The organism is Nitrosospira sp. TNL200 (assembly GCF_055386305.1).
On the sequence record NZ_AP041003.1, the window covers coordinates 1,942,850 to 1,966,867 of the forward strand.

General features: G+C 53.6%; 29 protein-coding genes and 3 tRNA genes. 16 read left to right on the plus strand and 16 right to left on the minus strand.

Translation table 11 applies throughout. From position 1 onward, the window contains the following. Positions 1-34 precede the first annotated feature (34 nt). The gene (locus tag ACZ5CE_RS08695; RefSeq protein WP_464574502.1) at positions 35-514 is read left to right on the plus strand and encodes a universal stress protein; all 480 of its coding nucleotides are present in this window, start codon (positions 35-37) and stop codon (positions 512-514) included. Between the two features lie 9 nt (positions 515-523). On the opposite strand, the gene ACZ5CE_RS08700 is transcribed toward ACZ5CE_RS08695, so the two are convergent. The 6 genes from ACZ5CE_RS08700 to ACZ5CE_RS08725 form a co-directional block, all read right to left on the minus strand. Next, positions 524-985 carry a hypothetical protein gene (locus tag ACZ5CE_RS08700; RefSeq protein WP_464574503.1) on the minus strand — a complete coding sequence of 154 codons (462 nt, stop codon included), beginning with the start codon at positions 983-985 and terminating at the stop codon, positions 524-526. 94 nt (positions 986-1,079) lie between these two features. After that, positions 1,080-1,589: an NlpC/P60 family protein gene (locus ACZ5CE_RS08705; RefSeq protein WP_464574504.1), complete on the minus strand. Its 510-nt coding sequence runs from the start codon at positions 1,587-1,589 to the stop codon at positions 1,080-1,082. A 603-nt stretch (positions 1,590-2,192) separates the two neighbouring features. Further along, positions 2,193-2,360, minus strand: a complete 168-nt coding sequence (locus tag ACZ5CE_RS08710) for a hypothetical protein (protein WP_464574505.1) — start codon at positions 2,358-2,360, stop codon at positions 2,193-2,195. 334 nt (positions 2,361-2,694) lie between these two features. Beyond that, entirely contained in the window at positions 2,695-3,072 is a 378-nt protein-coding gene (locus ACZ5CE_RS08715; RefSeq protein WP_464574506.1) for a VOC family protein, read from the minus strand. A gap of 86 nt (positions 3,073-3,158) precedes the next feature. Then, positions 3,159-3,476: a hypothetical protein gene (locus tag ACZ5CE_RS08720; RefSeq protein ID WP_464574507.1), complete on the minus strand. Its 318-nt coding sequence runs from the start codon at positions 3,474-3,476 to the stop codon at positions 3,159-3,161. A gap of 259 nt (positions 3,477-3,735) precedes the next feature. Continuing rightward, positions 3,736-4,494: an HNH endonuclease gene (locus tag ACZ5CE_RS08725; protein ID WP_464574508.1), complete on the minus strand. Its 759-nt coding sequence runs from the start codon at positions 4,492-4,494 to the stop codon at positions 3,736-3,738. 94 nt (positions 4,495-4,588) lie between these two features. On the opposite strand from ACZ5CE_RS08725, the gene ACZ5CE_RS08730 reads away from it, so the two are divergent. From ACZ5CE_RS08730 to ACZ5CE_RS08745, 4 genes are all read left to right on the plus strand, one after another. Further along, on the plus strand, positions 4,589-5,014 hold the full coding sequence (locus ACZ5CE_RS08730; RefSeq protein ID WP_464574509.1) for a hypothetical protein: 426 nt from the start codon (positions 4,589-4,591) through the stop codon (positions 5,012-5,014). Between the two features lie 129 nt (positions 5,015-5,143). Next, positions 5,144-5,368: a hypothetical protein gene (locus tag ACZ5CE_RS08735; protein WP_464574510.1), complete on the plus strand. Its 225-nt coding sequence runs from the start codon at positions 5,144-5,146 to the stop codon at positions 5,366-5,368. 147 nt (positions 5,369-5,515) lie between these two features. Next, positions 5,516-5,764, plus strand: coding sequence for a hypothetical protein (locus ACZ5CE_RS08740; RefSeq protein ID WP_464574511.1), 249 nt, complete (start codon positions 5,516-5,518; stop codon positions 5,762-5,764). Positions 5,765-6,087: 323 nt separating this feature from the next. Continuing rightward, positions 6,088-6,297 (plus strand): hypothetical protein, encoded by a 210-nt coding sequence (locus ACZ5CE_RS08745; RefSeq protein ID WP_464574512.1) that lies wholly within the window; start codon positions 6,088-6,090, stop codon positions 6,295-6,297. A gap of 28 nt (positions 6,298-6,325) precedes the next feature. Here the strand turns inward: ACZ5CE_RS08745 and ACZ5CE_RS08750 are convergent, their stop codons facing one another. After that, positions 6,326-7,471: a hypothetical protein gene (locus ACZ5CE_RS08750; protein WP_464574513.1), complete on the minus strand. Its 1,146-nt coding sequence runs from the start codon at positions 7,469-7,471 to the stop codon at positions 6,326-6,328. Positions 7,472-7,646: 175 nt separating this feature from the next. On the opposite strand from ACZ5CE_RS08750, the gene ACZ5CE_RS08755 reads away from it, so the two are divergent. From ACZ5CE_RS08755 to ACZ5CE_RS08765, 3 genes are all read left to right on the plus strand, one after another. Continuing rightward, positions 7,647-7,814: a hypothetical protein gene (locus tag ACZ5CE_RS08755; RefSeq protein ID WP_464574514.1), complete on the plus strand. Its 168-nt coding sequence runs from the start codon at positions 7,647-7,649 to the stop codon at positions 7,812-7,814. Positions 7,815-7,951: 137 nt separating this feature from the next. Then, positions 7,952-8,218, plus strand: a complete 267-nt coding sequence (locus ACZ5CE_RS08760) for a hypothetical protein (RefSeq protein ID WP_464574515.1) — start codon at positions 7,952-7,954, stop codon at positions 8,216-8,218. A 463-nt stretch (positions 8,219-8,681) separates the two neighbouring features. Next, a complete protein-coding gene (locus tag ACZ5CE_RS08765; protein WP_464574516.1) occupies positions 8,682-8,867 on the plus strand; it encodes a CsbD family protein in 186 nt (61 codons plus the stop codon). Here ACZ5CE_RS08765 and ACZ5CE_RS08770 read toward each other — a convergent pair. The 4 genes from ACZ5CE_RS08770 to ACZ5CE_RS08785 form a co-directional block, all read right to left on the minus strand. Further along, complete coding sequence (locus ACZ5CE_RS08770) at positions 8,842-9,180, minus strand: hypothetical protein (RefSeq protein WP_464574517.1); 339 nt, start codon at positions 9,178-9,180, stop codon at positions 8,842-8,844. The two genes, ACZ5CE_RS08765 and ACZ5CE_RS08770, sit on opposite strands and share 26 nt — an antisense overlap. Positions 9,181-9,235: 55 nt before the next feature. Next, positions 9,236-9,661 (minus strand): hypothetical protein, encoded by a 426-nt coding sequence (locus ACZ5CE_RS08775; RefSeq protein ID WP_464574518.1) that lies wholly within the window; start codon positions 9,659-9,661, stop codon positions 9,236-9,238. Between the two features lie 754 nt (positions 9,662-10,415). Continuing rightward, positions 10,416-11,189: a PEP-CTERM sorting domain-containing protein gene (locus ACZ5CE_RS08780; RefSeq protein ID WP_464574519.1), complete on the minus strand. Its 774-nt coding sequence runs from the start codon at positions 11,187-11,189 to the stop codon at positions 10,416-10,418. A gap of 581 nt (positions 11,190-11,770) precedes the next feature. Further along, positions 11,771-11,959, minus strand: a complete 189-nt coding sequence (locus ACZ5CE_RS08785; protein WP_464574520.1) for a hypothetical protein — start codon at positions 11,957-11,959, stop codon at positions 11,771-11,773. A gap of 481 nt (positions 11,960-12,440) precedes the next feature. Between ACZ5CE_RS08785 and ACZ5CE_RS08790 the strand changes: the two genes are divergently transcribed. The 4 genes from ACZ5CE_RS08790 (at position 12,441) to ACZ5CE_RS08805 (ending at position 17,096) form a co-directional block, all read left to right on the plus strand. Continuing rightward, complete coding sequence (locus ACZ5CE_RS08790; protein WP_464574521.1) at positions 12,441-12,947, plus strand: N-acyl amino acid synthase FeeM domain-containing protein; 507 nt, start codon at positions 12,441-12,443, stop codon at positions 12,945-12,947. Next, on the plus strand, positions 12,944-13,126 hold the full coding sequence (locus tag ACZ5CE_RS08795; protein WP_464574522.1) for a hypothetical protein: 183 nt from the start codon (positions 12,944-12,946) through the stop codon (positions 13,124-13,126). Before ACZ5CE_RS08790 ends, ACZ5CE_RS08795 begins: the two co-directional genes overlap by 4 nt. A 1,991-nt stretch (positions 13,127-15,117) precedes the next feature. After that, entirely contained in the window at positions 15,118-15,591 is a 474-nt protein-coding gene (locus ACZ5CE_RS08800) for a MaoC family dehydratase (RefSeq protein ID WP_464574523.1), read from the plus strand. Between the two features lie 947 nt (positions 15,592-16,538). Beyond that, on the plus strand, positions 16,539-17,096 hold the full coding sequence (locus ACZ5CE_RS08805; RefSeq protein WP_464574524.1) for an FxDxF family PEP-CTERM protein: 558 nt from the start codon (positions 16,539-16,541) through the stop codon (positions 17,094-17,096). A gap of 189 nt (positions 17,097-17,285) precedes the next feature. Here the strand turns inward: ACZ5CE_RS08805 and ACZ5CE_RS08810 are convergent, their stop codons facing one another. The 5 genes from ACZ5CE_RS08810 to ACZ5CE_RS08830 form a co-directional block, all read right to left on the minus strand. Further along, on the minus strand, positions 17,286-17,798 hold the full coding sequence (locus ACZ5CE_RS08810; protein ID WP_464574525.1) for an HPP family protein: 513 nt from the start codon (positions 17,796-17,798) through the stop codon (positions 17,286-17,288). 386 nt (positions 17,799-18,184) lie between these two features. Next, a tRNA-Glu gene (locus ACZ5CE_RS08815) sits at positions 18,185-18,260 on the minus strand. Positions 18,261-18,647: 387 nt separating this feature from the next. Continuing rightward, a tRNA-Ala gene (locus ACZ5CE_RS08820) sits at positions 18,648-18,723 on the minus strand. 129 nt (positions 18,724-18,852) lie between these two features. Then, the gene (gene gltX, locus ACZ5CE_RS08825; RefSeq protein ID WP_464574526.1) at positions 18,853-20,244 is read right to left on the minus strand and encodes a glutamate--tRNA ligase; all 1,392 of its coding nucleotides are present in this window, start codon (positions 20,242-20,244) and stop codon (positions 18,853-18,855) included. Between the two features lie 342 nt (positions 20,245-20,586). After that, a complete protein-coding gene (locus ACZ5CE_RS08830) occupies positions 20,587-21,114 on the minus strand; it encodes a DUF4142 domain-containing protein (RefSeq protein WP_464574527.1) in 528 nt (175 codons plus the stop codon). Positions 21,115-21,750: 636 nt separating this feature from the next. Between ACZ5CE_RS08830 and ACZ5CE_RS08835 the strand changes: the two genes are divergently transcribed. The 4 genes from ACZ5CE_RS08835 to ACZ5CE_RS08850 all read left to right on the plus strand — a co-directional run bounded on the left by ACZ5CE_RS08835 (position 21,751) and on the right by ACZ5CE_RS08850 (position 23,778). Continuing rightward, positions 21,751-22,425: a PEP-CTERM sorting domain-containing protein gene (locus tag ACZ5CE_RS08835; RefSeq protein WP_464574528.1), complete on the plus strand. Its 675-nt coding sequence runs from the start codon at positions 21,751-21,753 to the stop codon at positions 22,423-22,425. A 243-nt stretch (positions 22,426-22,668) separates the two neighbouring features. Beyond that, a tRNA-Val gene (locus ACZ5CE_RS08840) sits at positions 22,669-22,743 on the plus strand. Between the two features lie 163 nt (positions 22,744-22,906). After that, a complete protein-coding gene (locus tag ACZ5CE_RS08845) occupies positions 22,907-23,122 on the plus strand; it encodes an Arm DNA-binding domain-containing protein (protein ID WP_464574529.1) in 216 nt (71 codons plus the stop codon). A 203-nt stretch (positions 23,123-23,325) separates the two neighbouring features. Next, positions 23,326-23,778 (plus strand): endonuclease domain-containing protein, encoded by a 453-nt coding sequence (locus tag ACZ5CE_RS08850; protein WP_464574530.1) that lies wholly within the window; start codon positions 23,326-23,328, stop codon positions 23,776-23,778. Positions 23,779-24,018 lie beyond the last annotated feature (240 nt).

The following is a 24,018-nucleotide window of genomic DNA, read 5'->3' on the forward strand; positions in this document are numbered from 1 at the left end:
ATTCCGGCGGGCGCCTTTGAATGAGACCTGACTAATGAACTCGCTTATCCACAAAATCATTCTCACCACCGATTTTTCCGAGGCATCCGAAGACGCCGTGCGCTATGGCGTATGGATGGCCCGCTCCCTGAAGGCCGAACTGAAGCTCCTGCATGTGTTCGAGCCGAGCGGGTGGATGGTGCCCTCCCCCTACTATTTCACTCCCGGGTTCGAGCAGTGGGTGGACGCAAGCGTCGAAAAAACCCGGGTGGAAGGGAGAAAAATGCTGGAGCATCTGGCGGAATCCCTAGACATGCAGGTCGAAACCATCTTCGCCGAAGGACAGACCGGCAAGGAAATCGTTCGCGTTGCCGAAGAGCACCATGCAAGCATGCTCATCCTCGGCACCCACGGCTACACCGGATGGAATCGTTTGACCCTGGGCAGCATTGCGGAATATGTGGTCCGCCATGCCCCCTGCCCGGTACTGACGGTGAAGCCTCGCGAGGACCACAGGGGAAAAAGCTCGCAGTAGGCTGCCTGCCTATTCCTGCAGAAGATTCCCCTCCCTGTTCCTTGCGTCTTTCGCATTGCCCCTGAGGACCAGGGCAGTTGCCTCGGTTTTGGCGTTTTCAACAATGGTGTCCATGTAGGAACGGGCGAAAGCGGAGTCGGTCTTATCGGCCGCCAACGCAAGCTGAAGCTGCTGGGCGCGTTTTTTGCAGGTGCTCTCCGCCGTGTCCACGACCAGCCGGACATCGGTCGAGCCCAGTCTCATCTTTTCCGCGTTCGACCAGACGCAGACCGAGTAATCCTTCGCGGCCTTCCTTGCGGATTCTCCCACCTCGGCTTTCGCCGGCGCCGCGCTCGCTTGCGCCGTGCGCGGCATGGGCATGAGCGGAGGCGTATTCCTGCAGCCCCCCAGGATGGCGAAACCGAGCCCTATCACTGCCACGATCATCTGCTTGCACATGATTATGAACGCTCCTTGCGATGTACTTTCCATGCTGTTTTCCATGCAGTTGCCAATCTGCGAGCAGGAATCGCGAGCCATCCCGCAACGTCACCATCGCGCCAGCGAGGATTTGTCCAGCGCTTCCTTAACTATCCAGTCGCTTCGCCTTCCAGTAAGCTGACTTCCAGTAATCCTCGGTCAGGCCCGATATGGTAACGCCATACTTGGTAGAGGCATGGAGAAATTTGCCGTGTTCCAGGTAAATACCCACATGCCTGACTGACCAGCCCGTGCGGAAAAAAACCAGGTCGCCCGCTCTCAGTTTGCTTTTATCGATCTTTTCGCCCAGTTCCGCCTGAAATTCCGTCGAGCGCGGCAATATTATCCCCAGCCTGGACTTGAACGTAACATAAATGAAACCTGAGCAATCGACCCCATCCCGGCTCAATCCGCCGAGCTGGTAGCGCGTGTTTTTCCACTGCTCATATTGCGCATACAGATTCTTCTTCACCTGCTGCACATTATCCAGGTCCACTTTCGCACCAGTGGGTATGGCTACCGCCTTTACCTTTGCCTTGTGTGGAACGCTGCTGCAGCCCACGAAAGCGGTCAGTGTAATCAGGCCGAGAATACATAGGGATAGGGATGTTTTCATGAGCGCTCCGACTGGAACTCCCTCTCGCGTACTGCGTGCTGCCGGAGTGGCGGGACCATTCGTTATGTTTCAGCCGCCTGCATCCCCTGCCAGGACACTCGGCACATCGGCAGCAAATTGTGCCGATGTTGCGGCCATACTCATGCCAAATCATGCCAAATCATGCCAGGGGAAACCCGGAACGGGTTTTTGCACGCGAAGAATTATTCAGGACATTCCCTGGAATGTATTGATTCTAATAAATATGAGGAAGCGGGACAACCGGAAATTGCCGCGTATCGCCACTAAGTGTCTGAGCCGTACTGAGCCATTAAGTTCCTGAAACGGATCGCGTTGCGGCAACCCGGATGGCAGAAAAACGGCAATGATGATCGGATAAAAAAACTGAAGCGGCGAATGGGATTATTCGAATACAGGATTATGGAAATGGGAAATACCGGAAATAAGAAACGCCCGCTTGCCGGTCAAAGCCGGGGCGGGCGTCCCCGAGTAGCCAGTTACCATCCTATCTTTGCGGCTGGCAACGCAAGGTGCTTGCGTTGCCTCCTTACCTGCGCTGCGCCATCTCCCAACGTCATAGAGCGTTACTCTCGAAAACCCGGGCTAGCACTCGCGTTGCGGCGCTCCTGCTGAAGCATCGTCGCTGGGGGCATGCGTTTTGGGCTGCCCGCTTCCAAGCGCATCGGGATTGGGTTCCCCGGCCCAGGATAAGGGAGCGGCCGAGCCAATAGCCAGCAGCAATGCCAGACTGAATGAATTGAGCGTTTTCATTTGAACCTCCTCGATCAGGCGTATCACAACATGAATAACCAGCGTGATCCATTACTGACAAACCCCACAGGCCCAAAGCATTTGCCGCCAGACCCGACCAACTGCCTCGGCCATGCGTGACGCTGGCCCACGATTCTTTATATCACACAAAACCATATTTGTAAAGTGGTTAAAAACTCATGCAAACGTTATGGGTATTCCATAAAATGGATTTAACCAATGACTTACATTGATACTTATGGCTTCGCTGCGATGATTGCGAAAATCCCTGCTGGAGGATAGCAGGCCTGGCGGTGCGCCGGATGGCTCTTCACTCCTGCCTTTGGCGCTTTACTCAGGGCATGGCATAGTCAACTGTCAGGATTTCCAGTAGATGCCCGCCCGGGTCGCGGAAATAAAGACCGCGACCGCCATCATTATGGTTGATGCTCATGTTCTCGGAATTGAAAGGGCCGCTGCCATATTTGATGCTCTCCCCTTTCAGGCGCCCGAATATCTCGTCGAATTCCGTCTCGGATACCTTGAATGCATAATGGTGCGACTCGAAATCTGTACGCTCATCGAAATCCAGCGATAGCGTATCGTTTACCCTGACCACGATGAAATGCGAAAATTCGCCGATATAATCGAAGCCGAAGATTCTTGCATAGAATTTTGCCGATTGAACCTTGTCCCTTGCCGGCACGATGGTATGGTTCAGGGTGATCGCCATGAAATTTCCCGTATATAGGACCTTCGAAGAACATCGCCACGGGAACCGATCGTCCGATCGACCCCCGGCGCATCAGCGGCACGCCATCATGTTATCCGCCGTGCAGTCCGCGCTTTCCTGCTTTCCCGCCTGGGACCCGCAATCAGTCCGGCTAGCGCCACGCCGATAAGGAGAAGACTGCCCAGGTCGGCTATCGCCTGTATGTCCTTCAAATGCGTCACGCTCTGGCCCGCGCCATGGCTTGTTCCAGTTTCAAGCGCGATATCCTCATCGATGGAAACCACGGACTCGAATATCGGAACGGATAGCGCTGCCACGTTCTCCGCCGGTTCCGCTTCATACACCCTGTCCAGCACGAAACTTGATAAACCTACGATAGCCAGTATTACGATAGTAGCGCGCATCGATTCTCCTCTTGTTGTCACTCCAACCAGTTGAATATCGGTGGAATAGCGAATCCCGCATTACTTCATGACGAAGTGATATGCCGGAAACGCTTACCACTTCCACTTACTATTACCATTTCCAATTTGCAGCCCATTTCCCTCATGGGACCATGGTTTAACCGCGGAGTTCCGGAAAAAAATATGTTTAAAGCAATCTTTAACTGGAATCCAAGACTGGTGAGGGAGAGGAATATTGAACCGGATCCGGCAGACTGCGTTATCCGCGCATCAACCGCGCAACGGTGTCGTATAGCCATGCGACCAGCGCCTGGGCATTGGCGCCGTGATGTATTTCGCGATGGCAATTAGGGCACAGCGCGACCGCATTGGTTACGGTATCGCCACCCCCTTCCGCCAGTGGCTGCAGATAATGAAGTTCCAGGTAGGGCAGGCCGTCAGTACCCCGGAAGGGTGCCGGTTTTTCGCAGCTTTCGCAAACTCCTTTCGCCTGCTGCAAAACCCAGGCCTGGACCAGGGGATTGCGTTGAAATTGTGTCACGCTGATCCGCCTCGATTCCGGGACCGGCATGCCGTCCGGCTGGGCAAGATTTTTTTGACCGGCTCCTTCCCGCGCCGCGATCTCGAAAGCCACGATGGGCAGATCGCTATATCCTCCGATTTCTTCCAGTAATGCCTCGATTCTCGCCGCAATATCGGTGTCGACATTTTTGGCGGGCTTGACGCCCATCAGCCAGCTTCGCCCGACCAACGAAAGCACGTATGAGATATTCTGCATCCTGTTTTCGTATGCTTTTTCGCTCCGGCCAAACGTCCGCGCGAGTTTTTTGCAGTACTGCTTCTTTACGAAAATGTTTCCCGCCCGCTCGTGCTCCAGCATTTCGACGTAGGCTTCCACCGTCGCTCTCAGCTCTTCGCTATCCCAGTCTTTGTCCGTCGCCATATACGCCCATGCCCTACCCCGGCCCTGCTCCACTCCGCTCGAAAAAATACTTTCATCCCAATAATCCCTGGACATACACTAATGCCTTACCGCATTTTCTGCAACGCCACATTTTGTGAAGCGGCCAGCAGGCTCCTGTATTCCTGGCCGCGAAATCGAGGAAAATCCGATGAAAATTGATGTGAAAACCGGAAACTGTCTTATCACCCTCGCCGCATTCATCTTTGTCCTGGCAAGCGGAATGACTGCTGTTGCGCAGGACAACGGAAATTCCTCCGGACAGAAAAGCGCGGCAACACCAAAGTCCTCCAGAATCTCCCATCCACCTTGCGGAGGGCCGGGCGCTATTCCCTGCCCTGGCGGGATGAGATGCATCGACAACCCCACAGACAACTGCGATCCGGAAAAAGATGGAATCAACTGTCCCGGCCTTTGCGCAGCGGGGGTCTCCGTCAGCAAAGCAAAACAGTCCTGCGGCGGAACCACCAGCATTACCTGTCCCGCGGGCATGGCCTGCGTGGATGACACGGCAGATAACTGCGATCCCACGAAGGGTGGCATCGATTGCGTAGGGATGTGCGCAGGCAAGCCCTGATCCATTCGCTCTTTCCGGTTGTAATACGAAAAAACCATAAGCTTATCGAATTATCGTATAAATCCTGCAACAAACCCTCGCTACAATTCAAGCTCCTACTTTTGTTTTATTCACCAGCAGGAGCATGCAATGTCGCGGTATATTGTTTATGTGCGAACCGAAGGGGGCCATATCATGCGGATGAAGAATGTAGTCTACGGGTTTCAGCATGCGACAGAAGACTCCTACGGCGCCATGGCTCCCTACACCCATGAAGAGCCACTCGAAGGATTTCCCGAGTCAGTAGTGTTGTGGGCTACCAGTACGGGGCCTGCCGTGGGCATCGCCCCGCTTGCCTCTCATTTCGCCGGGTAACAACGCCTCGATTGACGGGCTGCGGGTTGCCCGCAATTATCCCGATCGTCCCACACTCGCTTTTGCGCCCGAAAAACCCGATGGTATCCAGAAAGGGAATTTCGCCTGCATCCCCTCTTCCCTTCCTTACGCCTGTCCAAGGGAGAGATGAATACAAACTCTGCTTCACCCGATGTTTTAAACGAAATGACCGGATACGTGCTCTATATCCGCACCGGGGAAGGAACTGTCCGGCGCAGGAGCAGTCATCCTGTTTTCTGGTGTTATGAATCGCTCATTCCTTACCGGCACGAGGAACTGCTGAGCGGATGGCCTGAAGCGAGAGTATTCTGGGCAAGGCCAACCGGCCCCAGCATAGGCATTGCTCCCCTTCGCGGCCTTTCTAGACTGGATTAGCCGAGCGTCCATACATCCTCCACACGCGGGCCGTCTGTATCGCACTTGCTTCTGTTCCTGCTTTCTGCTGGTGGACAGGGCCGACGGACCGACGGTTGGCCCACGCCAATCCGGCCTGCTTCGCCATGCCCACGCACCAGGCGTCTTTCCCCATATCCTGACGCCATCGCGATGCCGCCTTCGCTCCAAAGCAGCACGATGGAACTAAAACCCTGGCACGATGGGACCATTCCCCCTACTCAGTGCGAAAGATTTGTTCTACTGTTTGTTCAGACTCTTTTTACGTAGAACCTTTTTTCGCAATGCTGATTCGAGGAGGACATATGGCGCACATATATATCCCCTATCTCCGAACTGCCGATGGCACGATCAAGCGCGTTGCCGATGCATTTTTCGACTCTCCTGACGACCGTCTTGGGCCTTTCCTGCATGAGGAACCGTTGACCGGGTGGCCGGAATCGAAGGTGGTATGGGCAAAGAAGTCAGGCCCGACCGTAGGTTTCGCCCTCTCAGGCAACTCATCCCCGGACTGATCGCCCAGGATCCTGCGCGCTTCACTCCTTATCGGGCATTGCCCGGCTGGTTGCTGACGGAACCCGTACCCTCTCCCGCGCCTTCACCGCTGGCGGGAGCCCGTTTTTTCAAGGATTCCTCAGGCATTTCACTGCGCGGAATCGTGCCGCCTGTCCCCGGCCTCACGCCCCGCTGGACCCGATCCCTTCCCAGTGCGCTGTTCGTAGCGGACGAGCGCTCAAACCCGCGCTCTCCCCCCTTCACATCAGTTTGCCTGCCAAAGCCCGGCTGCGAACCCGATTCCTGCTCCGACTCCACCCGTCCTTTTACATCGGTTTTTCTGGCAGTGGCATTTTCCACACCGCCTGGATAAGGCATGGCGGTTGTGGCTGCCTCCTTTCCTTTCGCCCCAGGTTGCCTGATAGCCGCCCTTTCGGTGCCGGGCGCAAGATTATCCGAAGTCCTGGCACCACCGTAGATGCGCTTCGGTTCCCCGGGCATGTGCTTTGTCCCCGACACGGTCTGTCTCTCTTCCCTTCCCGTTCCCGTTGCACCGCCATAAGGACGGTAGGGTTGCTGCAAATCCTGCGAGCCGGTTGCCGGATTCCGCGAGTCGGATGAATACTGGCCTGCTGCCGGGCCACCGTATGTGTGCAACGGATCGACAGGCGCATTTAGCGAATCCATTATCGACTGGTTCGTATTGGTGCCTGTTACACCATATGCACCATAACCGCCGCTCGTCCCGTAAGCGCCATAGCCGGACTCGCCGTAGGTGCTGGAGGCACCCTGGCTTCCATAGGCGCCGCTTTGCCCAAGGGGAGTGTTTCTCGGATCGGCGGGATACTGCCCGCCCGCGCCGCCGTACGCGCGCTGGGGATTAACGGATCTGTTTCGCCGCTCGTACGAATCGTAGGGGTATTGGCCACCTCCAGTCAGCCCCCTGTCCGCATCCCGTTGCCCAACCGGACTATTCCGGGTATCCGTCCCATATCCTGTCCCCACGGAACCTCTCTGGGTCATGGGAACGTTTCTCACATCTTCAAACTGTCCCGCAGGCGCCCCTCCCTGCCCCTGGCTGCCAAATTGCCCGGCCCCCGGTATTTGCGCGCACACCACGCCGGCCATTCCACCGCACAGGCCGGCAAGCAGGGCCATGCGTGCTCCACGGATGATAATGGAAGAACTCTTCATAATGCACCTCGCCTAGATAGCATTGACCTCAATATAATATACGTCTGCCCGATGTTCCGTTCGGATGCGCACGATATTGAATATCGGAAAGCGCGAATGCTCCCCATGGTGGTTTTCATCAATGAGTATATGCCTGAACGGCTGATTCTGATACCCATTCTATTCGAGCGGGGGGGTGAAAACCGCCTTCCGAAAAACCATGTCAGCGGCCATGCCAGCGCCGCTGGAAGAAAAATCCCACTTTGATAATACGAAAGTGCCAGAAGAAACTTGCAATCCCGATCATTGGCACTATATTGGCACTATACTGGCAGAAAACAATGATGCCGGTATCGGTCTGTAAGTCTGGGGTCGCGATAAATTACCGTAAAAACAGTGGCTAGCCTATGGCGCAAGGCCACGGGCGATCTTTCCAGCAACCGGCTCACCCCTCAAGTATCCGAAAGCCTATAACACCTATAATGCGGAGAGACCGATAAAATGGCGGAATATGTCGTATATATGAGGCAGCAGGACGGCAGGATCGAGCGGGTGGACTACGCCTTTGCGAATTATCCGGATGGCCCGGTACAGTTTTATGTGTATGAGGAACAGCTAATGGGTTTTCCAGAATCGAAGGTTTTCTGGGCAGCGCACTCCGGACCCAGCCTGGGAATTGCGCCTCTCGTCCCTTGCACGAACAGGGCCAATACTGCCGACCACACCGGATCATCCTCCAGTGGCACGCCGCCAGCACCAGGGCGCTAGGGAAGCACTGAACAAATCCTCGCTGAGCGCGTTGCTGGTAAAATCGGGATGATCATAAGGCGCGCGACGCAGGTCGTAGCCGGGACTACGATGCCAAGGAGCGCAACGCGGTGAGCACCCGATTTTACTGCAACCCTTATGGGGCGGGGCTTTGCGAGCGGTCTGCCTTGTCAGGCTCCTAGCGAAGGGGATCAACCATTCGCGTCGTCGCCTTTCGCGCATCCCATCCCGCAAAGCCACCGTCGCGCCAGCGGAGATTTATTCAGCGCTTCCCTAAAACCCGGGCCTTGCATTTCCGCCGCAAGCCGGATAGCACTTTTGTACTGGTTTTATGGCCGGGAAAACCAGTGTGCGATACCGCACAGCATGAGCCGCCCAAAAGCATTAAGCTGGTTTCCAATGCCGTATCGAAAGCTACCTGATGCGGCAAACCACTTTAAACTTTTTTGACAGGAGATGAGCAATGAATAAAGATCAAGTGAAAGGAACGGCCAAAGACATCGCAGGAAAAATCCAGGAAGAAGCTGGAAGGGTGACAGGAAGCAAAGAGCAGGAAGCCAAGGGACTTGGCAAACAGATCTCCGGCAAGGCCCAAAAGAAATATGGGGACGCCAAGGAAGCCGTCAAGGACGCGGCAGACAAGCTTTAAGCCGTCTTCCCTCATGTACCTCCCAACCCGCTTCGGCGGGTTTTTTGTTTGCCGTTCCCAGCAGTCTGTCGGGCTTGAAGAATCGAAGCGAAAATGTGGCCGGGCGAGGGTGGGTTTTGACGATTTTGAAGGCCAAAGTCGTTCTATTGATCGAAAAAGCGGCGAAATATAGACCAGCCAGACGCTTTTGCAGCTTACTTCCTTTAAAGCCTGACAGGCCAGCGAAGCGCTGAGTCGTAAATTCATTGCATAAAAAATCCCCGTCATTCCGGACGCCGCGCCAGCGGCGAGGCGGAATCCAGAGTTTTTTCAAGCTACTGGATTCTCGCCCTTCCACACCGTTTCACCAGAGCGATGGATCGACCGAATCATTGCGCAGGCACAGGCGGGTCACGGGTTTCGCCCGCAACGAACTTGATGGCGTCGCCAGTGCATATCACCACCTTCGAACAATCATATTTGGCGCTGGCATTCCGGGGGATTTCACATTGCAAATTGATGATTCCATCCGCGCCTGCCTGTTGCGCCACATATTGGGCCTGGAGGATCGCATCCCTTTTTGTCGCAGCGCGGCCCCAGAATGAATCCTTGCAGGAAACACCTTCGATCCCTTTCAGGATAGCAAATTTCTGCAGCGTGATTTTCGCCTGGTTGTAGAGTTTTACTGCGCGGACAGCGTTGAGCTGCTCAGGCGGTAAATCGTCCATTTTGATACTCGGCGCCCGCGGCACCGAGTTGCAAGCGGAAATTCCCGCCACCAGAATGAAGATGATAGTGTGATTTCTGATAGTCACGAGCAGTTTCCGGGAACAGGCTGGTAGTCTAGGGAAGCGCTGAACAAATCCTCGCTGAGCGCGTTGCTGGTAAAATCGGGATGATCATAAGACAGACGCGCGACGCAGGTCGTAGCTGGGACTACGATGCCAAGGAGCGCAACGCAGTGAGCGCCCGATTTTACCACAACCCTTATGGGGCGGGGTTTTGCGAGCGGTCTGCCTTGTCAGGCTCCTGGCGAAGGGGGTCAACCATTCGCGTCGTCGCCTTTCGCGCATCCCATCCCGCAAAGCTACCGCCGCGCCAGCGGAGATTTATTCAGCGCTTCCCTAGAACAAACCTCCGGTTCCGGATCAAAATTTGGCAGGGGCGCATCTGGCAACTCATGGAATTTATCCCGATTCTGGATTGCCTCGTAAATCCGACAAACGATCCCATATTGATCGATAGTGACCGGATAAATCCGGAATTCACCCGCTTTTCAGACAATCGAGCCAGGAGCAAAGTATAGGAGAGGTTCAGTGGAATGGGAATAAGCGGTGAACGAGTGTGTGCACAACCGGAGGCGGTATCCTCAGCTATTCCATATTGCCGCGAAAAGGGGAATTCAGTAGCTTGAAACGGCCCTGGATTCCGGATCATCGCTGGCGCGGCGTCCGGAATGACGAAGGTTTCCTGGGCGCAAAACAAGTGTTGACAGGCCCTCCAAGACTGAATTCCCACACCTCGAGCGCGAAATTCCATACCTTGTCGCCTTATTGTTAAAACCGGAAGCTATGCGGTCGTAAGAGCGGATTTTCCTGTGCCCTCTCCCGGATAACGAACCTGGTCGTTATCATCCTGGTTCGCATTCTCGCGCGCGATGGTGCTTTCAGCCTGTAAACGCGCTTCGCGCCTGCGGGTCATGACAATGCCCCAGATTCCCAGGGCGACAAGAGCGATACTCGCCGGCTCCGGAACGGCGTTTACGGGTAATTGCGACGGCGCCGGATCAAGATACGCCTGATGCATCAACCCCTGGTTCCCCACGATCACCGATCCCGATGCGACGAGATCCGTGGAGAAATTGTTTTTCAACCAGTTCAGAGTCCAGCTTGGGCCCTGCATGTTGAGTTCGTAGGTCTTTCCGTTGACCACGAAATCTTCCACGAAGGAAAACCCATTGAACACGCCGTTCTGGAATTGTATCGATGGACCGCTTAACACGTTCGAGTCCCCGAATTCAAATCCCAATGGCTGGCTTCCAAATACAATATCAAAAATCGTGCTGCTTGAAACGCCGCTGACAGGGGTGAGCGCAATGTTGACCGTGCCGGTGCCGCTCCCCGGTATGAGGCTTGAATCAAACAGGACATGCCCGCTCACGGTGCCCGCGGCGCAGCTATTGCATGTGTTGGTCCCCTGCAGGCCCAGGCTATTGGCCAGGCCGCCGGTAGTCAGGATCGTGCCGGAGAAATCAGCCCCCACATAGATTGGCGCGGCTTGGGCAGGCAATATGGCAGCGCCAAGAATCCCGGATACAATTGTCGTACGAAAAAATTTACTCACATCCCCTCCACGAATGATGACATGAAATCAACAGAACCTGGAGTCATCTTACGCGCGCCATGCCATATAGCTATTGGACTCAAGTACATCCTGTACCATGGTACAGGTGGCATACAGGTAGCGAACGGCACCCGATGAGTTCATGACCCGGCAATGAGGTACCCCGCCGCAAGCAGCGGGGTATTGACTGCACTTTTACAAATCGCCGGCTTTCAGCCAGCCTTCGCCCCAAGAAGCAAGGATTAAACCCGAAAAGATTAACGGCAGCCGGAAGGAATCCCTGAACGGGAACACGTCATATTTCCTACACATAATGCTTGTATAGTGAAGATGCCCTTTCGACGAACTTAATGTCGTCATCCACCGGACAGAGATCATTCCCATGAGCCTGTCCGGTTTTTTTTTCTTGCTGTTTTACCCGCCTGTACATTTTCTTCACCAGTCAATTCAGCCCGGCCATGGATTCGTCATCCATATTCCACCGCTTTAGGGCCTGCTCCCTGAGCGCCCTCTTCCCGGTAAGCTCCGGCTGATACCGCGCGGCCCGGGTACCAGACGTTCGATAAGGCCTGCACCAGTCATTATCCCGGATTCCCGACCATGGATTCCTCCAGCGGCAATCTGCCCTGATAGTGCCCTTTCAGTTTCGCCTCGATCTCATTGCGTTTCAGATCTGAGTGGAAGTCATGCTCCTGGCCAGACTGGTTCTCTGCATTTCCGCGGAAGCATCCGGGCAGCGGCCCCCGCGAAGTCGTGGAGACTATCGACAAATTTCAATCCAGGGGTTATGAAATCGTATTTATCGGCCGTAATAAGTGTTACCAGGACATGATAATCGAGGTGCGGGCTGCGTGATCCTTGCAGCATTTCGTAAAAACCTGGCGGGCCCGGCATCCCGAGCCTTGACTCAACAACCACCAGCTAAAGCTGGTGGGTTGGGGTTGTGAACTGAAAGTCCGGACACGCGTTGCCTGAACGACGCGTCCTGATCAGGTTCCATTTTGAAATCATTGGCAGCAACTGTAACAACTGTGGCAACGGTAGGATGGGTGGAGTGAAACGCAACCCATCAAAAAAACATCTATCCAGTACCAGGAAAATGATGGGTTACGCTTTGGTCTACCCATCCTACGCAAGCTGGTTTTATACCTTGGAATGAAAAATAACCAGCAATGCCAATGGAAACGAGGCCGGCCGGGTTCTGGAATGTGCGCCGGCAGCGGAAATGAATACACCAGTTGGGATGGAGTCGTGAAGGCAAGGTTCGGCCCCTATATTGTTCGCACCGGCAAATCGCTGGCACGCTCGCAATGGCTGATAAGCGCTGCCTACTGGAAGCAGGGATACACATCGAATCACATACTCACCGGAAACGACGTCGTTATAGATGCGGAACTCTACGGTTCCGTGGTGGGCACGGTGCTGGTAAAACTGGATGGGGCACGGGGATTATCGGCGGATGAATCCTATTCGGCCGAGCTTGATTTACTGCGGAACCAGGGCAGGAAACTGGCCGAGTTATCCCGCTTTGCCGTCCTCCCGGGACAACGTACCCGGTCCGTGATCGGCGCCATGTTTCACTGCGTTTATTACACCACTCGCCTCCTTAATGGCACCACTGATCTGGTATGCGAGGTTGTGCCACGGCATGTAGCCGCTCAGCAACGATTGTTAGGTTTCCGGCAGATCGCGGGACCAAAACCCTGTACACGTGTTGGGGTATCGGAAGCGGTATTACTACATAGAGAATTGTCATGAGCGAATGGATCGAGTTTACAGGCAACGAAATGCCGGTACCGGAAGAAACGCTGGTGGACGTCAAATACAGGGATGGCCGCAAGCTCTATCGTACGAAAGCCATGCTCTTCTGCTGGACCTTCAATAATCTGAGCAAATTCGACATCGTCGAATACCGGATTGCAGAGGATGAGCAATGACCTTCCACAATAAAAGCGCCTTTGCAGGCTTGTGCGAAAAATCATGAAGTCCGGGCAGGGATGCGAAAAATTTGCTGGCTTGGCCACGGAACCCGGAGTGCTTCATCCGAAGCCGGCCTACCGGTCTCATTCCGATCTCATTCGCTGAACCGTGCGATGCCCAGGCTCGTCCGGCAGTCATTATTGGCGGTGAAAAGGAACCCCTGTGTGTGAATGCGTCATATTTCCTACACACAACTCCGATATAGTGAATATGCCCCTTGACGGGCTTCATCGCCCCGTCGCATGTCCGGGCAGCCGCTTTCCCTCAGGCTGCCCGGCATTTTTTTCTCCATTCAGACCTCCCGTTGCACCTCTCTCACCACCTGACTCGTCCATCAAGCTTGTGATCCGGCCGTTCCACGGCCTTGCCCGATTCTCCGGCGCGTCCTTCTCTATAAGTAGTTCTGGCTTGATCTTGCGCTATTTCGGCACCAAATGCGCGACAAGATCTGTTCTTGCCTCCATGTTTCTATGAAAACTTGTATGGGCATCACTCCAAACTTGTCGGGGATCCTTTTTTTAACAATTCCGTAACACAAAACAAGAAATACTTGACGAATACCGGTTGAAGGGTGCAGACAGTACGAATTGATGCATTAAAACGCCTTCAAACAGGATAATTCGCATGCATATACCCTGTTTTTAGGCATTTACGGCAATATATGACAAAATAATATCTGCAGGACAGGCTTACCGGAATCGCTATCCTTCATGCACGATCCGGCCGCGTCGCGTTTCCTTCTCTCCGGGCGATCGGTTGCCTCCCTCGATTGCCGCCTGAAAACCGATCTCATGCATGCTCTTCGATTTCCGGGCGGAATGCATAGTTGATGGGATCATCTATAATGAATACATTCATGACGGTTTTCCGGAAAATCGGGCAATTTTTAGAAGGAATCGCAGTTAATGTTGAGTCACAATTTTGTAACAAATATCCTATATTGTGTATGGGTAGTTAAGGAAGCGCTGAATAAATCTCCGCTGGCGCGGCGGAAGCTTTTGCGGGATGGGATGCGCGAAAGGCGACGACGCGAATGGTTGATCCCCTTCGCCAGGAGACTGACAAGGCAGACCGCTCGCAAAGCCCTGCCCCATACGGGTTGCGATAAAATCGGGCGCTCATGGCGTTGCGCTCCTTGGCATCGTAGTCCCAGCTACGACCTGCGTCGCGCGCCTTATGATCATCCCGATTTTACCAGCAACGCGCTCAGTGAGAATTTGTTCAGCGCTTCCTTAACACCTGTTTTGCGCGCGCGTCGCTGCTTATCGTTATTCGTTGCCTGCAGAACATGCTCTGCTGCGCGGCTTGCACCTCGTTCCATTCCCGCGAAGGTGGAAATCCAGTAGCTTGAAAAATCCTGAATTCCGGCTCACCGCTCGCGCGGCGTCCAGAATGACCGATATCTCTTATGCAATGGATTTACGCTCATCGCACTAATGGCTTACTCGCGTAAGCTCATCATCAATGACGTACATAGTGGAGCTGCCAAACTATGAATGCTCAACGACTTTTTCTGACTTGCCCTGATTGCAAGGCCAGTATTCCAGCAGTTTATTCGACAAGAATCGAATATCCCAAGGCTAGTGATATGCCAGGCCTGATCCACTACAAGCGGATAATCATCGGAGATTGTCCCTGGTGCAAATTAACCGTGGCGGGCAACGAGGAAGACCTGGAGTTGCGCAGATCTCCTGAAAAAAGGTCCCTTCATGATCAGTCATCAGTTCAATCTCCCACCTGATTTTTTCTGATTGTTTTGCAATACGCCGGGAAAATCGTGAAATAACGCTGAATGTCGAGGAACTCCAGGATTTAACCCATCTTGGTTCGCACTGATTCAGACCGTGCTTTTCCAGGATGGTCCGTCGCCTCAAGTTGTTCGCGCAATGCACGACATGATGGCGGCCTGTCGAACAAGCTGAACAAACTGGAAAATGAGGTAACGACAATGGTCCTTCCTCAAGACGCACCGCCTGCCCGCTATCTGGACGACATGAAAACAGGGTTGCGCTTCGCTGGAAAAGTGCGCGTGGTGCGGGAACGGGAAATCATTGCGTTCGCCAGGCAGTTCGATCCCCAGCCCTTCCATATTGACACCAGCCTGGCGGATCAGACTCTGTTTGGCGGCCTGATCGCCAGCGGATGGCACACGGCAGCCATGACGATGCGGTTGCTGCTCGAAGCCTTCCCCATAGGGGAAGGCACGATTGGTCTTGGCGGCGAAGTGACGTGGCCCAATCCGGTGCGCGCCAATGACTCCATTCACATCGAAGGCGAAGTCAGCGCGGTCAAACCTTCGCGGTCGCATGATGACCGCGGCATTGTCACAATTCGCGCTGAAACCAAAAACCAGAATGGCGAAGTTGTGCAGACCATGACAGCCAATCTTCTTGTTTTTCGCCGCAAAAGTAAATCGGTATAAAATGCCCGTTCCATTATGTATGGCCCGATTGCGATTCGTCCGGGCTGTGCATCCCGGAGGCAATCTTGTTCTTAGAAGAAACCTCCGGCTGCAAAAATTACCCATTTCGCCTTGCAGCGACTTCCCCGTCATTCCGGATGCCATGCCAGCAGTGAACCGGAATCCAGAGCTTTTTCAAGCTACCGGATTTCTGTCTTCGCGGAAATGACCCAGGTATTTATTCAATGTATTTCCGGTTCAGGATACCAGCAGGTTTCATCAATATTCTCCCAGTTGAACTTGGGGTCTTCCTGGGATAAGTTGAATCACCTTGGCCGCGAGCGTTGGGGCCGTCCTGACTGGAATCATTTTCAGGATTAGCAGCATATGCGGGCTGTTGTCCAGGGACAGCAGATGCGGGTTCGCTCCCATCACAAAGCCTGGTGTCCCCCTGGCCAGTCGCGCTTCGGCAAACCCTTTCCATCCGACAGACCTGAATTTTATCCACATCGTGGATTCCGGCTTATCGAGTTGCCCGTCATTGAACTCCACCTGGCTGGGGCACCTCATCATCGTCAAACCCGGTGTACGTGATGCGCTTCCCCTAAATCCGCTCCATCACTCTTCCGGATACTGATGTTCAGCGGGTCACCAAGCTAACAGCCCCCTTAACCCACTTCGGCGGATTTTTCCTTCTCTCCCCTTCCCTGTCCTCGCCAGAGGGCTTTTTTGCAGCTTGAATTCCTTATTGAAAATCATCCAGCGAGAAGATGTCATCAACTCTTACATTTGCTGCCTGTTTCACAAAAATTACATTACAACAAATTGTTTTTAAATAATAGAAATAATTGGAACAATATTTGCTTGAACTAATGTGGCAACATCCCCCGGCTGAGTAATCACGGCCTTGAGCCAGATCTACTTAGCTGAATTTACGACTCATCCTAAAAATAATCAAAGGTAATGATATGATTAGTTCTTTTTATAAGAATATCGCTTTTGTCCTGATGTTGGCCGGCGCTGCTGGTGCCAACGCTACCGTAACCGATTTAGGTAATGTGAACCCGGCAGTACCAACAACATTCACCGGCAGCGTTTTATCCCCCGGTCCTTTTAATGACGTTTTCAGCTTCATCCTGCCACCCAATAGTGGCTCAGGTTATAGTGTTCTCAATTTCCCGCTCAGTATTCCGGGAGCAGGAAACTTTAATACCGTAATCTCTTCCATATCGCTATACTCGAACGCCGATGGGATTCTTTTCAACGGCGACGATGCGAATGTTTCATCATTCCTGGTTCCCGGAGGCAACACCTTCAGCTTTTCATGGGCCCCAAGCCTGGGAGGGAGCATGTATATAAGCATCTCCGGGATTGCGAACGGTTCATTTGGTGGTTTATATAGCGGCTCAATCAGTGTTTCACCCTCGATCGGTATTTCACCAATTCCAGAGCCGGAAACCTACGCCATGCTGCTGGCAGGGCTGGGTATGATAGGCGCGATAATTCGTCGCAAGCCACGCGCTTAATCAACAAGTGTGAGTCAACAAAAACGGGAGCTGAAGCTCCCGTTTGCATTCTGGATACTCGCCCTCCCAAGCTAGCAGGTCAGGTGATACTCGCAGAAATCCTCCATCTCCCACTCGATGGATTCACGGGAGAGTTGGGAAAGGGTATTAGTCGCGAGGAATGCTTAGCGACTGATCTGTAGGATTTTCCTACTTATCCCATCCACCCCAGAACAAGGAGGGAGGAGATCGGTCGAGCCAGGCAACAGGATAATGCGAGAGGCCGGGATAGAGGCGGCTCCATATAGCTGCCACCGAGGCAAGGCTCAGCACGCCGACGAGAACGGGCTCCCAAAGCGCCAGAATGTTGCAGTGGCCGTGGATCATGATGATGGGATTGGCTCCCGCGGGAGGATGTACAGTTCCGGTGAAAAGCATATACCACAAGACTAAAACCTGAGCCAATATGTAAACCCACAGCGTATCGCCGAAGAGCTGATAGCAGGCAATGCCAATGAGAGCGCCACCGAGGTGCCCTCCGAGCAGGGCGCGGGGCTGCGCTGCGGGAGCGCGGGTAAGACCGAACAAGAAGACTGCGGAACCACCGAGTGAGGCGAAGAAAAGCGGTGAGGCTGGTGGAGAGGATAGAAATAGCGCCAAACCAATGCCCACCGCGGCGCCCAGCGCGCACCATAGTAAGCGAATTATAGGAGAACGATGCATGAGGTCTATGGTATCGAAACCAAGCAACCTGGCAAGCGAAAAAAGCCCTCGGTTGAGTACGGGGAGGGGAGTAAACCCGCTCGGGACGGGCTTTGGGGTGGTATGAGTGGTTTGACTTATGGGGGGAATTAGAATTTTTTGTCGAGCCCGGCCTGCTGTCTGAAGACTCTATTCCCCCCGATTCACGTCTCGGCTTTAACATGAACAACGTGGTGAGAAACTACATTTAGAGATACGCCTACGGAAATAATAGGTTCCGTTGCGGTTGAATACATGAATTTGTAGAGGCAAGTCCATACCCCAAGTGTAACGGTTTAGCGATACACTTGGAATTGAACCTATTGATTTACTTGATTTAAATTTGTAATCAAGCTATTAGAGAGAACTGGCGTCCCCAAGGGGATTCGAACCCCTGTACTCACCGTGAAAGGGTGATGTCCTAGGCCACTAGACGATGGGGACTGCGGAATTTCTTCAAACCGGGCCATCTGGAATGCAAGCAGGATCGGACAGACTCCTGGAACGGCTCGAAATCTTCATTTACAAGCCGCCATTATTTTTATACTCCCCCAGCTTGAAGCAGCTCATATTCTACCAAAAATGGCTACCTGAGTAACGGAATTTGTAAACGGCCTGCACTAACATAAAAAGGAATATAAAAACGAGTCGGCTGCGTAACTGGAAGGATGCGCCAGCCAGGGCAGTGAAATACCGCCCCAGCGATATGCCGCTTGTGACAGGGCCAGAAGCGGATCGGGCTTGCCGGGACATAAAGCCAATAAAAAAGCCTGCATGATGCAGGCTTTCGGAATTTCTTCGGACTTGCCAGGACTTCTTAAGACAGTGAAATGGTGGAGGTAAGCGGGATCGAACCGCTGACCTCTTGCATGCCATGCAAGCGCTCTCCCAGCTGAGCTATACCCCCCTTTAAACCACTAGATTACCACCGGATGCCATCAGATAAATGGCAAAAAAGATGCCGAATTATACGGAGTCGCGCATTTTCAGTCAATGTGAAGCGGCGATAGCTGCGCGGCGGCTGTATGGGAAACGATCAAGCCGGGAAGTTCGCGAGACGGCAATCCATCCGCTTCAGGGTCTCTTCCCTGCCGAGCAGTTCCAGCACTGCGTTTATGGCAGGCGTTTGCGATTCGCCGGTCACCATCACCCGCAGCGGCATGGCTACCTTGGGCAGCTTCAGCCCGTGGGTAACCGCTGCAGCCTTGATTGCATCGTGAATGGCATGGCTATCCCAATCCACCTGAGCAAGCTTCTCTCTGAGAGCCAGGATCGCCGGCTTGATTTCCGCGGTGAAATGCTGCGCCTTCAGCTCTTCCGAAGGATCCAGCGGACGAAAGAAATAGACTGCGGCATCAGCCAGTTCCGCGACCGTCGCCACCCGTTCCTTGAGCAGACTGATTACCCTGGGAAGATCCGGTCCAGCCTGGACATCGCATCCATCAGCCTCCAGAAAAGGCAGGGCCAGCCCAGCCAGGCGTTCGTCATCGGCGCCCTTGAGATATTGCTGGTTGAGCCATTGCAGTTTTTCCGGATTGAACCTGGCCGGCGAGCGGTTGATGGCGGATAGATCGAACCATTCGACCAGTTGTTCGCGGCTGAATACCTCTTCATCCCCATGGGACCAGCCAAGCCGCGCCAGGTAATTGACGAGCGCCTCCGGCAGATAGCCGTCTTCCTGGTATTGCATGACCGAAACCGCTCCATGGCGCTTCGACAAGCGTTCCCCATCCGCCCCCAGGATCATCGGCACGTGCCCATAGTGCGGCAGTGGAGCGCCCAGCGCCTTCAGGATATTGATCTGCCGCGGAGTATTGTTGACGTGGTCGTCGCCCCGGATCACGTGGGTGATATTCATGTCCAGGTCATCGATGACCACGCCGAAATTATAGGTCGGCACGCCATCCGCCCGCAGCAGCACCAGGTCGTCCAGTTCGCTGTTGGCCACGATGATTTCGCCTTTGACCAGGTCGTTGAATGCTGCCACGCCATCAAAAGGGTTCTTCAGCCGCACCACCGGCTTCACGCCTGATGGCGGCTTTTCCTTCGAATCGCGCCAGCGTCCGTCATAGCGGGGCTTCAGACCCGCGGCACGCTGCTGCTCGCGCATGGCGTCCAGCTCTTCCTTGCTGCAATAGCAATAATAGGCATTGCCCGCGCGCAGCAACTGGTCCGCCACGTCGTGATAGCGCGCCAGCCGCTGCATCTGATAAAAGGGTCCCTCATCGTAGTTCAGTCCCAGCCATGCCATGCCGTCGAGTATCGCCTGGGTGGATTGCGCGGTGGAACGTTCGAGATCGGTATCCTCGATCCGCAAAATGAACTTGCCGCCATGCCTGCGGGCATAAGCCCACGAAAATAGCGCGGTGCGCGCGCCGCCGATATGGAGGTAGCCGGTAGGGCTGGGAGCAAAACGGGTACGAACCATGGGATAACGGAATGCTAGCGTAGAAGCGGTATACAAAGTATGCCATTTTACGCGAGCCCGGGCGTTCCTGCCCGGTTCATTTGATCCGGCCATATTACAGCGAATTACAGCCAATCTTATCTGATACGTGAATATAGAGGTCAATCTTCCGCTTGAGCTGCAGCACATAGTCAGCCACCGCTAGCCGCCCAGGTCGCTATCGGGGAGATGCCCAAGGAGATATTGAAACGGATATTCGGGGAGACAATTGGCCGGAAAACAGTTCTGGGTGATTTCCCGGCCAATAAAAGAGGGAATTTTGCAAAAGTATTGAAGCGGTCTTGAATCGATTGTGTCAACTTTTTATTTATAGTTCATTTGATGAACGATGGACAGTAATTTGTCCGCGTGATCGCGATGCGCTATCAGCGCTGGGCGCACTTTTGCCAGAAGCGACTTCAGGTCGATATTTTCCGCGCTTGGCATAAGCTTGCTGTCAACGGCATCGATTACTTCATTATGAAAGGAAAATTCGTCATTAAGATACAGTTTGTCAAAATCCTCGCTGTTGAGTTTTTCCATCTCGTCCATATGTCTTTTGGCATCGGATTTCATGGCTCTGCTAAGCGTCGATTCTTCGGGGGTTATTTTAAGCCTGGTCGCCAGATCCGTTGCCTGCTTGTTAACCTTGGTATGGTCGGCGATCATTCGATGGGCAAAAGCCTTGACTTCCGGGTTGGTGGATTTCGATTCGGCAAGCCTGCCGGCATCGATATCGATCTGGTTGGCGGTCACCACGATGGCGGCGATCTGGGCATCGGTAAGCTTATCAGCCGCGCTTGCCAGGGCAGGCGCCACTAAAGCTATGGTCAGAATCATTAAATTGTTCATTCTGAGCTCCTTGATTTAAAAATTCGCTGCACCTCTTCATTCCGGGGTGTAGGCCATACTTGCACTCTTTTTTGAAAATCTTCTGTGCGATAACCTACACATCAGGTGGAAATATGAAGATGATCGTGGACTGCATAACACAACGGCATCAAATAGGTTGAATGTATTCCGCGGCTCCGGGCATCCAGCCCCTCCGCAACGCCGATATATCAGCCGTTGTCAACACGCCACAACGACTTATAGGGATCGAGCTATCTGCTGGTAGCGAGATTCTTTCGTTCTGCTCCCTCATCAATAATCTGAAGCAGCTGTAGCAAGCATTCATGCGAAAAAAATGCCAGGAGGTGCACGGATGCAAGCTTTCGGCACTTATGCCCAAGACCTTATTGCATATATCCACACCCTGGAAGTGCACCTAAAAGCTCATCTTTGGGAAGCCTGGCACAGCATTTCCTGTCATTTTCCATGGGTAGACTCCGCACCGTGCCGTAAAGCCACACCCGCTGCGAGCCGGGGCCGGAAAATCCAGGATCTGCCGAAGCTGCAAGACGAATTGAGCCAACTATTTCAGGCAGATAGCCGGAATACCAGCACATCATTGATACCCAACAACAAATCAGCTACTGGAGACCTGTCATGAATCATACCGTGCCAGTGCGGGGCTTGTTGCTTGCCCTTGCAGTGACTCTCTACCCGTCGATAGCAGGAGCAGCCCCTACTGTAACATCTTATTTATTCGAAGATATTACACATAGTAATGCTGGAGCCGAAGCCGACGGCGAAACAAATCTGAAGGTTGATGTAGTAGATCTTGGCGGCAATCAAGTACGCTTCACCTTTACCAACAATTCCAGTTCTTCCCTGGCGGACGTCTATTTCGATGACGGCGCGCTTCTTGGAATCGCATCCATCACCTCTTCAGCGGGAGTGAGCTTTTCACAAGGGGCTAGCCCCCCCAATCTTCCCGGGGGCAATTTGGTTAGCCCCACTTTTGTCACAACCGCTGGCTTTCTCGCGGATTCCGATGCGCCTGTCTCCCATAATGGCGTTAGCATGGGTGAGTGGCTCTCCATCGATTTCAACCTGAAGCCAGGCCAGTCGTACAATAGCGTTATCAACGCGCTTGCATTGCCGAATCATGGCGGGGATGGAGATTTGCGCATTGGCCTGCACGTCCAGGCATACCCGGGGAATGCCAGCGAGAGCTATATCAACATAGCATCTCCTGTTCCCGAACCGGAAACCTATGCACTATTCATGGCGGGCCTGGGCCTGATGGGTTTCATGGGGCGTCGCCACAACGCTTCTTAATAAGGCTGTCCTAACGGAGCGGAGGGGGAAAAAGCAAGACCCCTCCGTGCCTCGGTTTTTAGTGCCCTGGCATTTGCCGCCAAGCGGATCTCTAATATGGACTCACTCAACGGGCGACTATAAGTCCTTAGCAGATCACACAGGCCACACCATTGCTTCCCACCGCGTTGACCGAAAATGCAAATTCATGCTTTAATTGCGCCTCCCCAGCGGTTATTCCCGTTATTCACGGGCTTGCCCAGCGGGCGGTTAACTCAGCGGTAGAGTGCCACCTTCACACGGTGGAAGCCACTGGTTCGATCCCAGTACCGCCCACCAAATAAAGGTTTCAACAGATATCAGGACGTAGCGAAAACCAAGTAAATACAAGGGATACAGGAAATAGTTCGTATCACACCGTATCAAAATATTCCTTGACATACCGTCTTAAGTGACGGTATTTTTGGCGGTAGGTTATATACCGTCAGATAGAGATACCGTCATGCCTCTCACCGATACCGCCGTACGCAACGCCAAGCCAGGCAGCAAGCCATATAAGCTGACCGACAGCAGCGGCCTCTACCTGCTCATCAATACCGCTGGGAAATACTGGCGCTTTGATTACCGATTTGCCGGGAAGCGCAAGACCCTTGCGGTCGGTGTCTACCCGCCACCAAAAGATAGTCCAGAGAAGTTCAGAAAAAGCCAGGAAACGTAATAAATACAAGGTTCCTGGGCTTTTTTTATGTCAGAAGAAGATCAAGAAGATTCATTACAGACTCGTACGGGATGGGAGTAGAGTTGGAGTATTCTCGCTTCTGGAAAATGGCCGGGTGAGTGAACAGCCAAGCTATGGGAAGCGATTACTCCCTCTCCCCTTCGGGGAGAGGGCCGGGGTGAGGGGCCGGGTGAAAAACACAAATGCCGCATGAGGAAGAGCGCTCCAGGGTCTTGCAAGCCTCCGCCCGGGAAATGCGCCAGGCTCCTACCGATGCCGAGGCCAGGATGTGGCATTTTTTGCGGAATCGTCGAATGGCAGGCTGGAAATTTCGCCGGCAACATCCCATTGCAAAATATATCGTCGATTTTATATGTATCGACGCAGGACTGGTCATAGAGCTGGATGGGGGCCAGCATGCCGATTTGCTGACACAACAAGCGGACGAAAAACGCAATGCCTTTTTGGCGGAACGCAACTTGCGGGTACTGCGTTTCTGGAATAATGATGTATTGCAACAGACCGAAGCCGTACTGGAGCGGATTCTGCTGGAACTGGATGGAGTCTCCCCCTCACCCCAACCCTCTCCCCGAGGGGGAGAGGGAGCAAAAAAGTCCTTTCCTCTTCGGCGAAAGAATTGGAACAACAACGGATGAAGCCTCTTCCTTCAGAAAAAGGGACCGGGACAACAACGGATGAAGCCCTCTCCCCTTCGGAAAAAGAGATCGGGACAACAATGGGATGAGGCCCTCTCTCCTTCGGAAAACAGGATCGGAACAACAATGGGATGAGGCCCTCTCTCCTTCGGGGAGAGGGTTGGGTGAGGGGCCTAACCCGGCGCAAATAGATTATTTCAAAAACCATCCTTACCTGATGGTGGATACCGCTCTATTTGA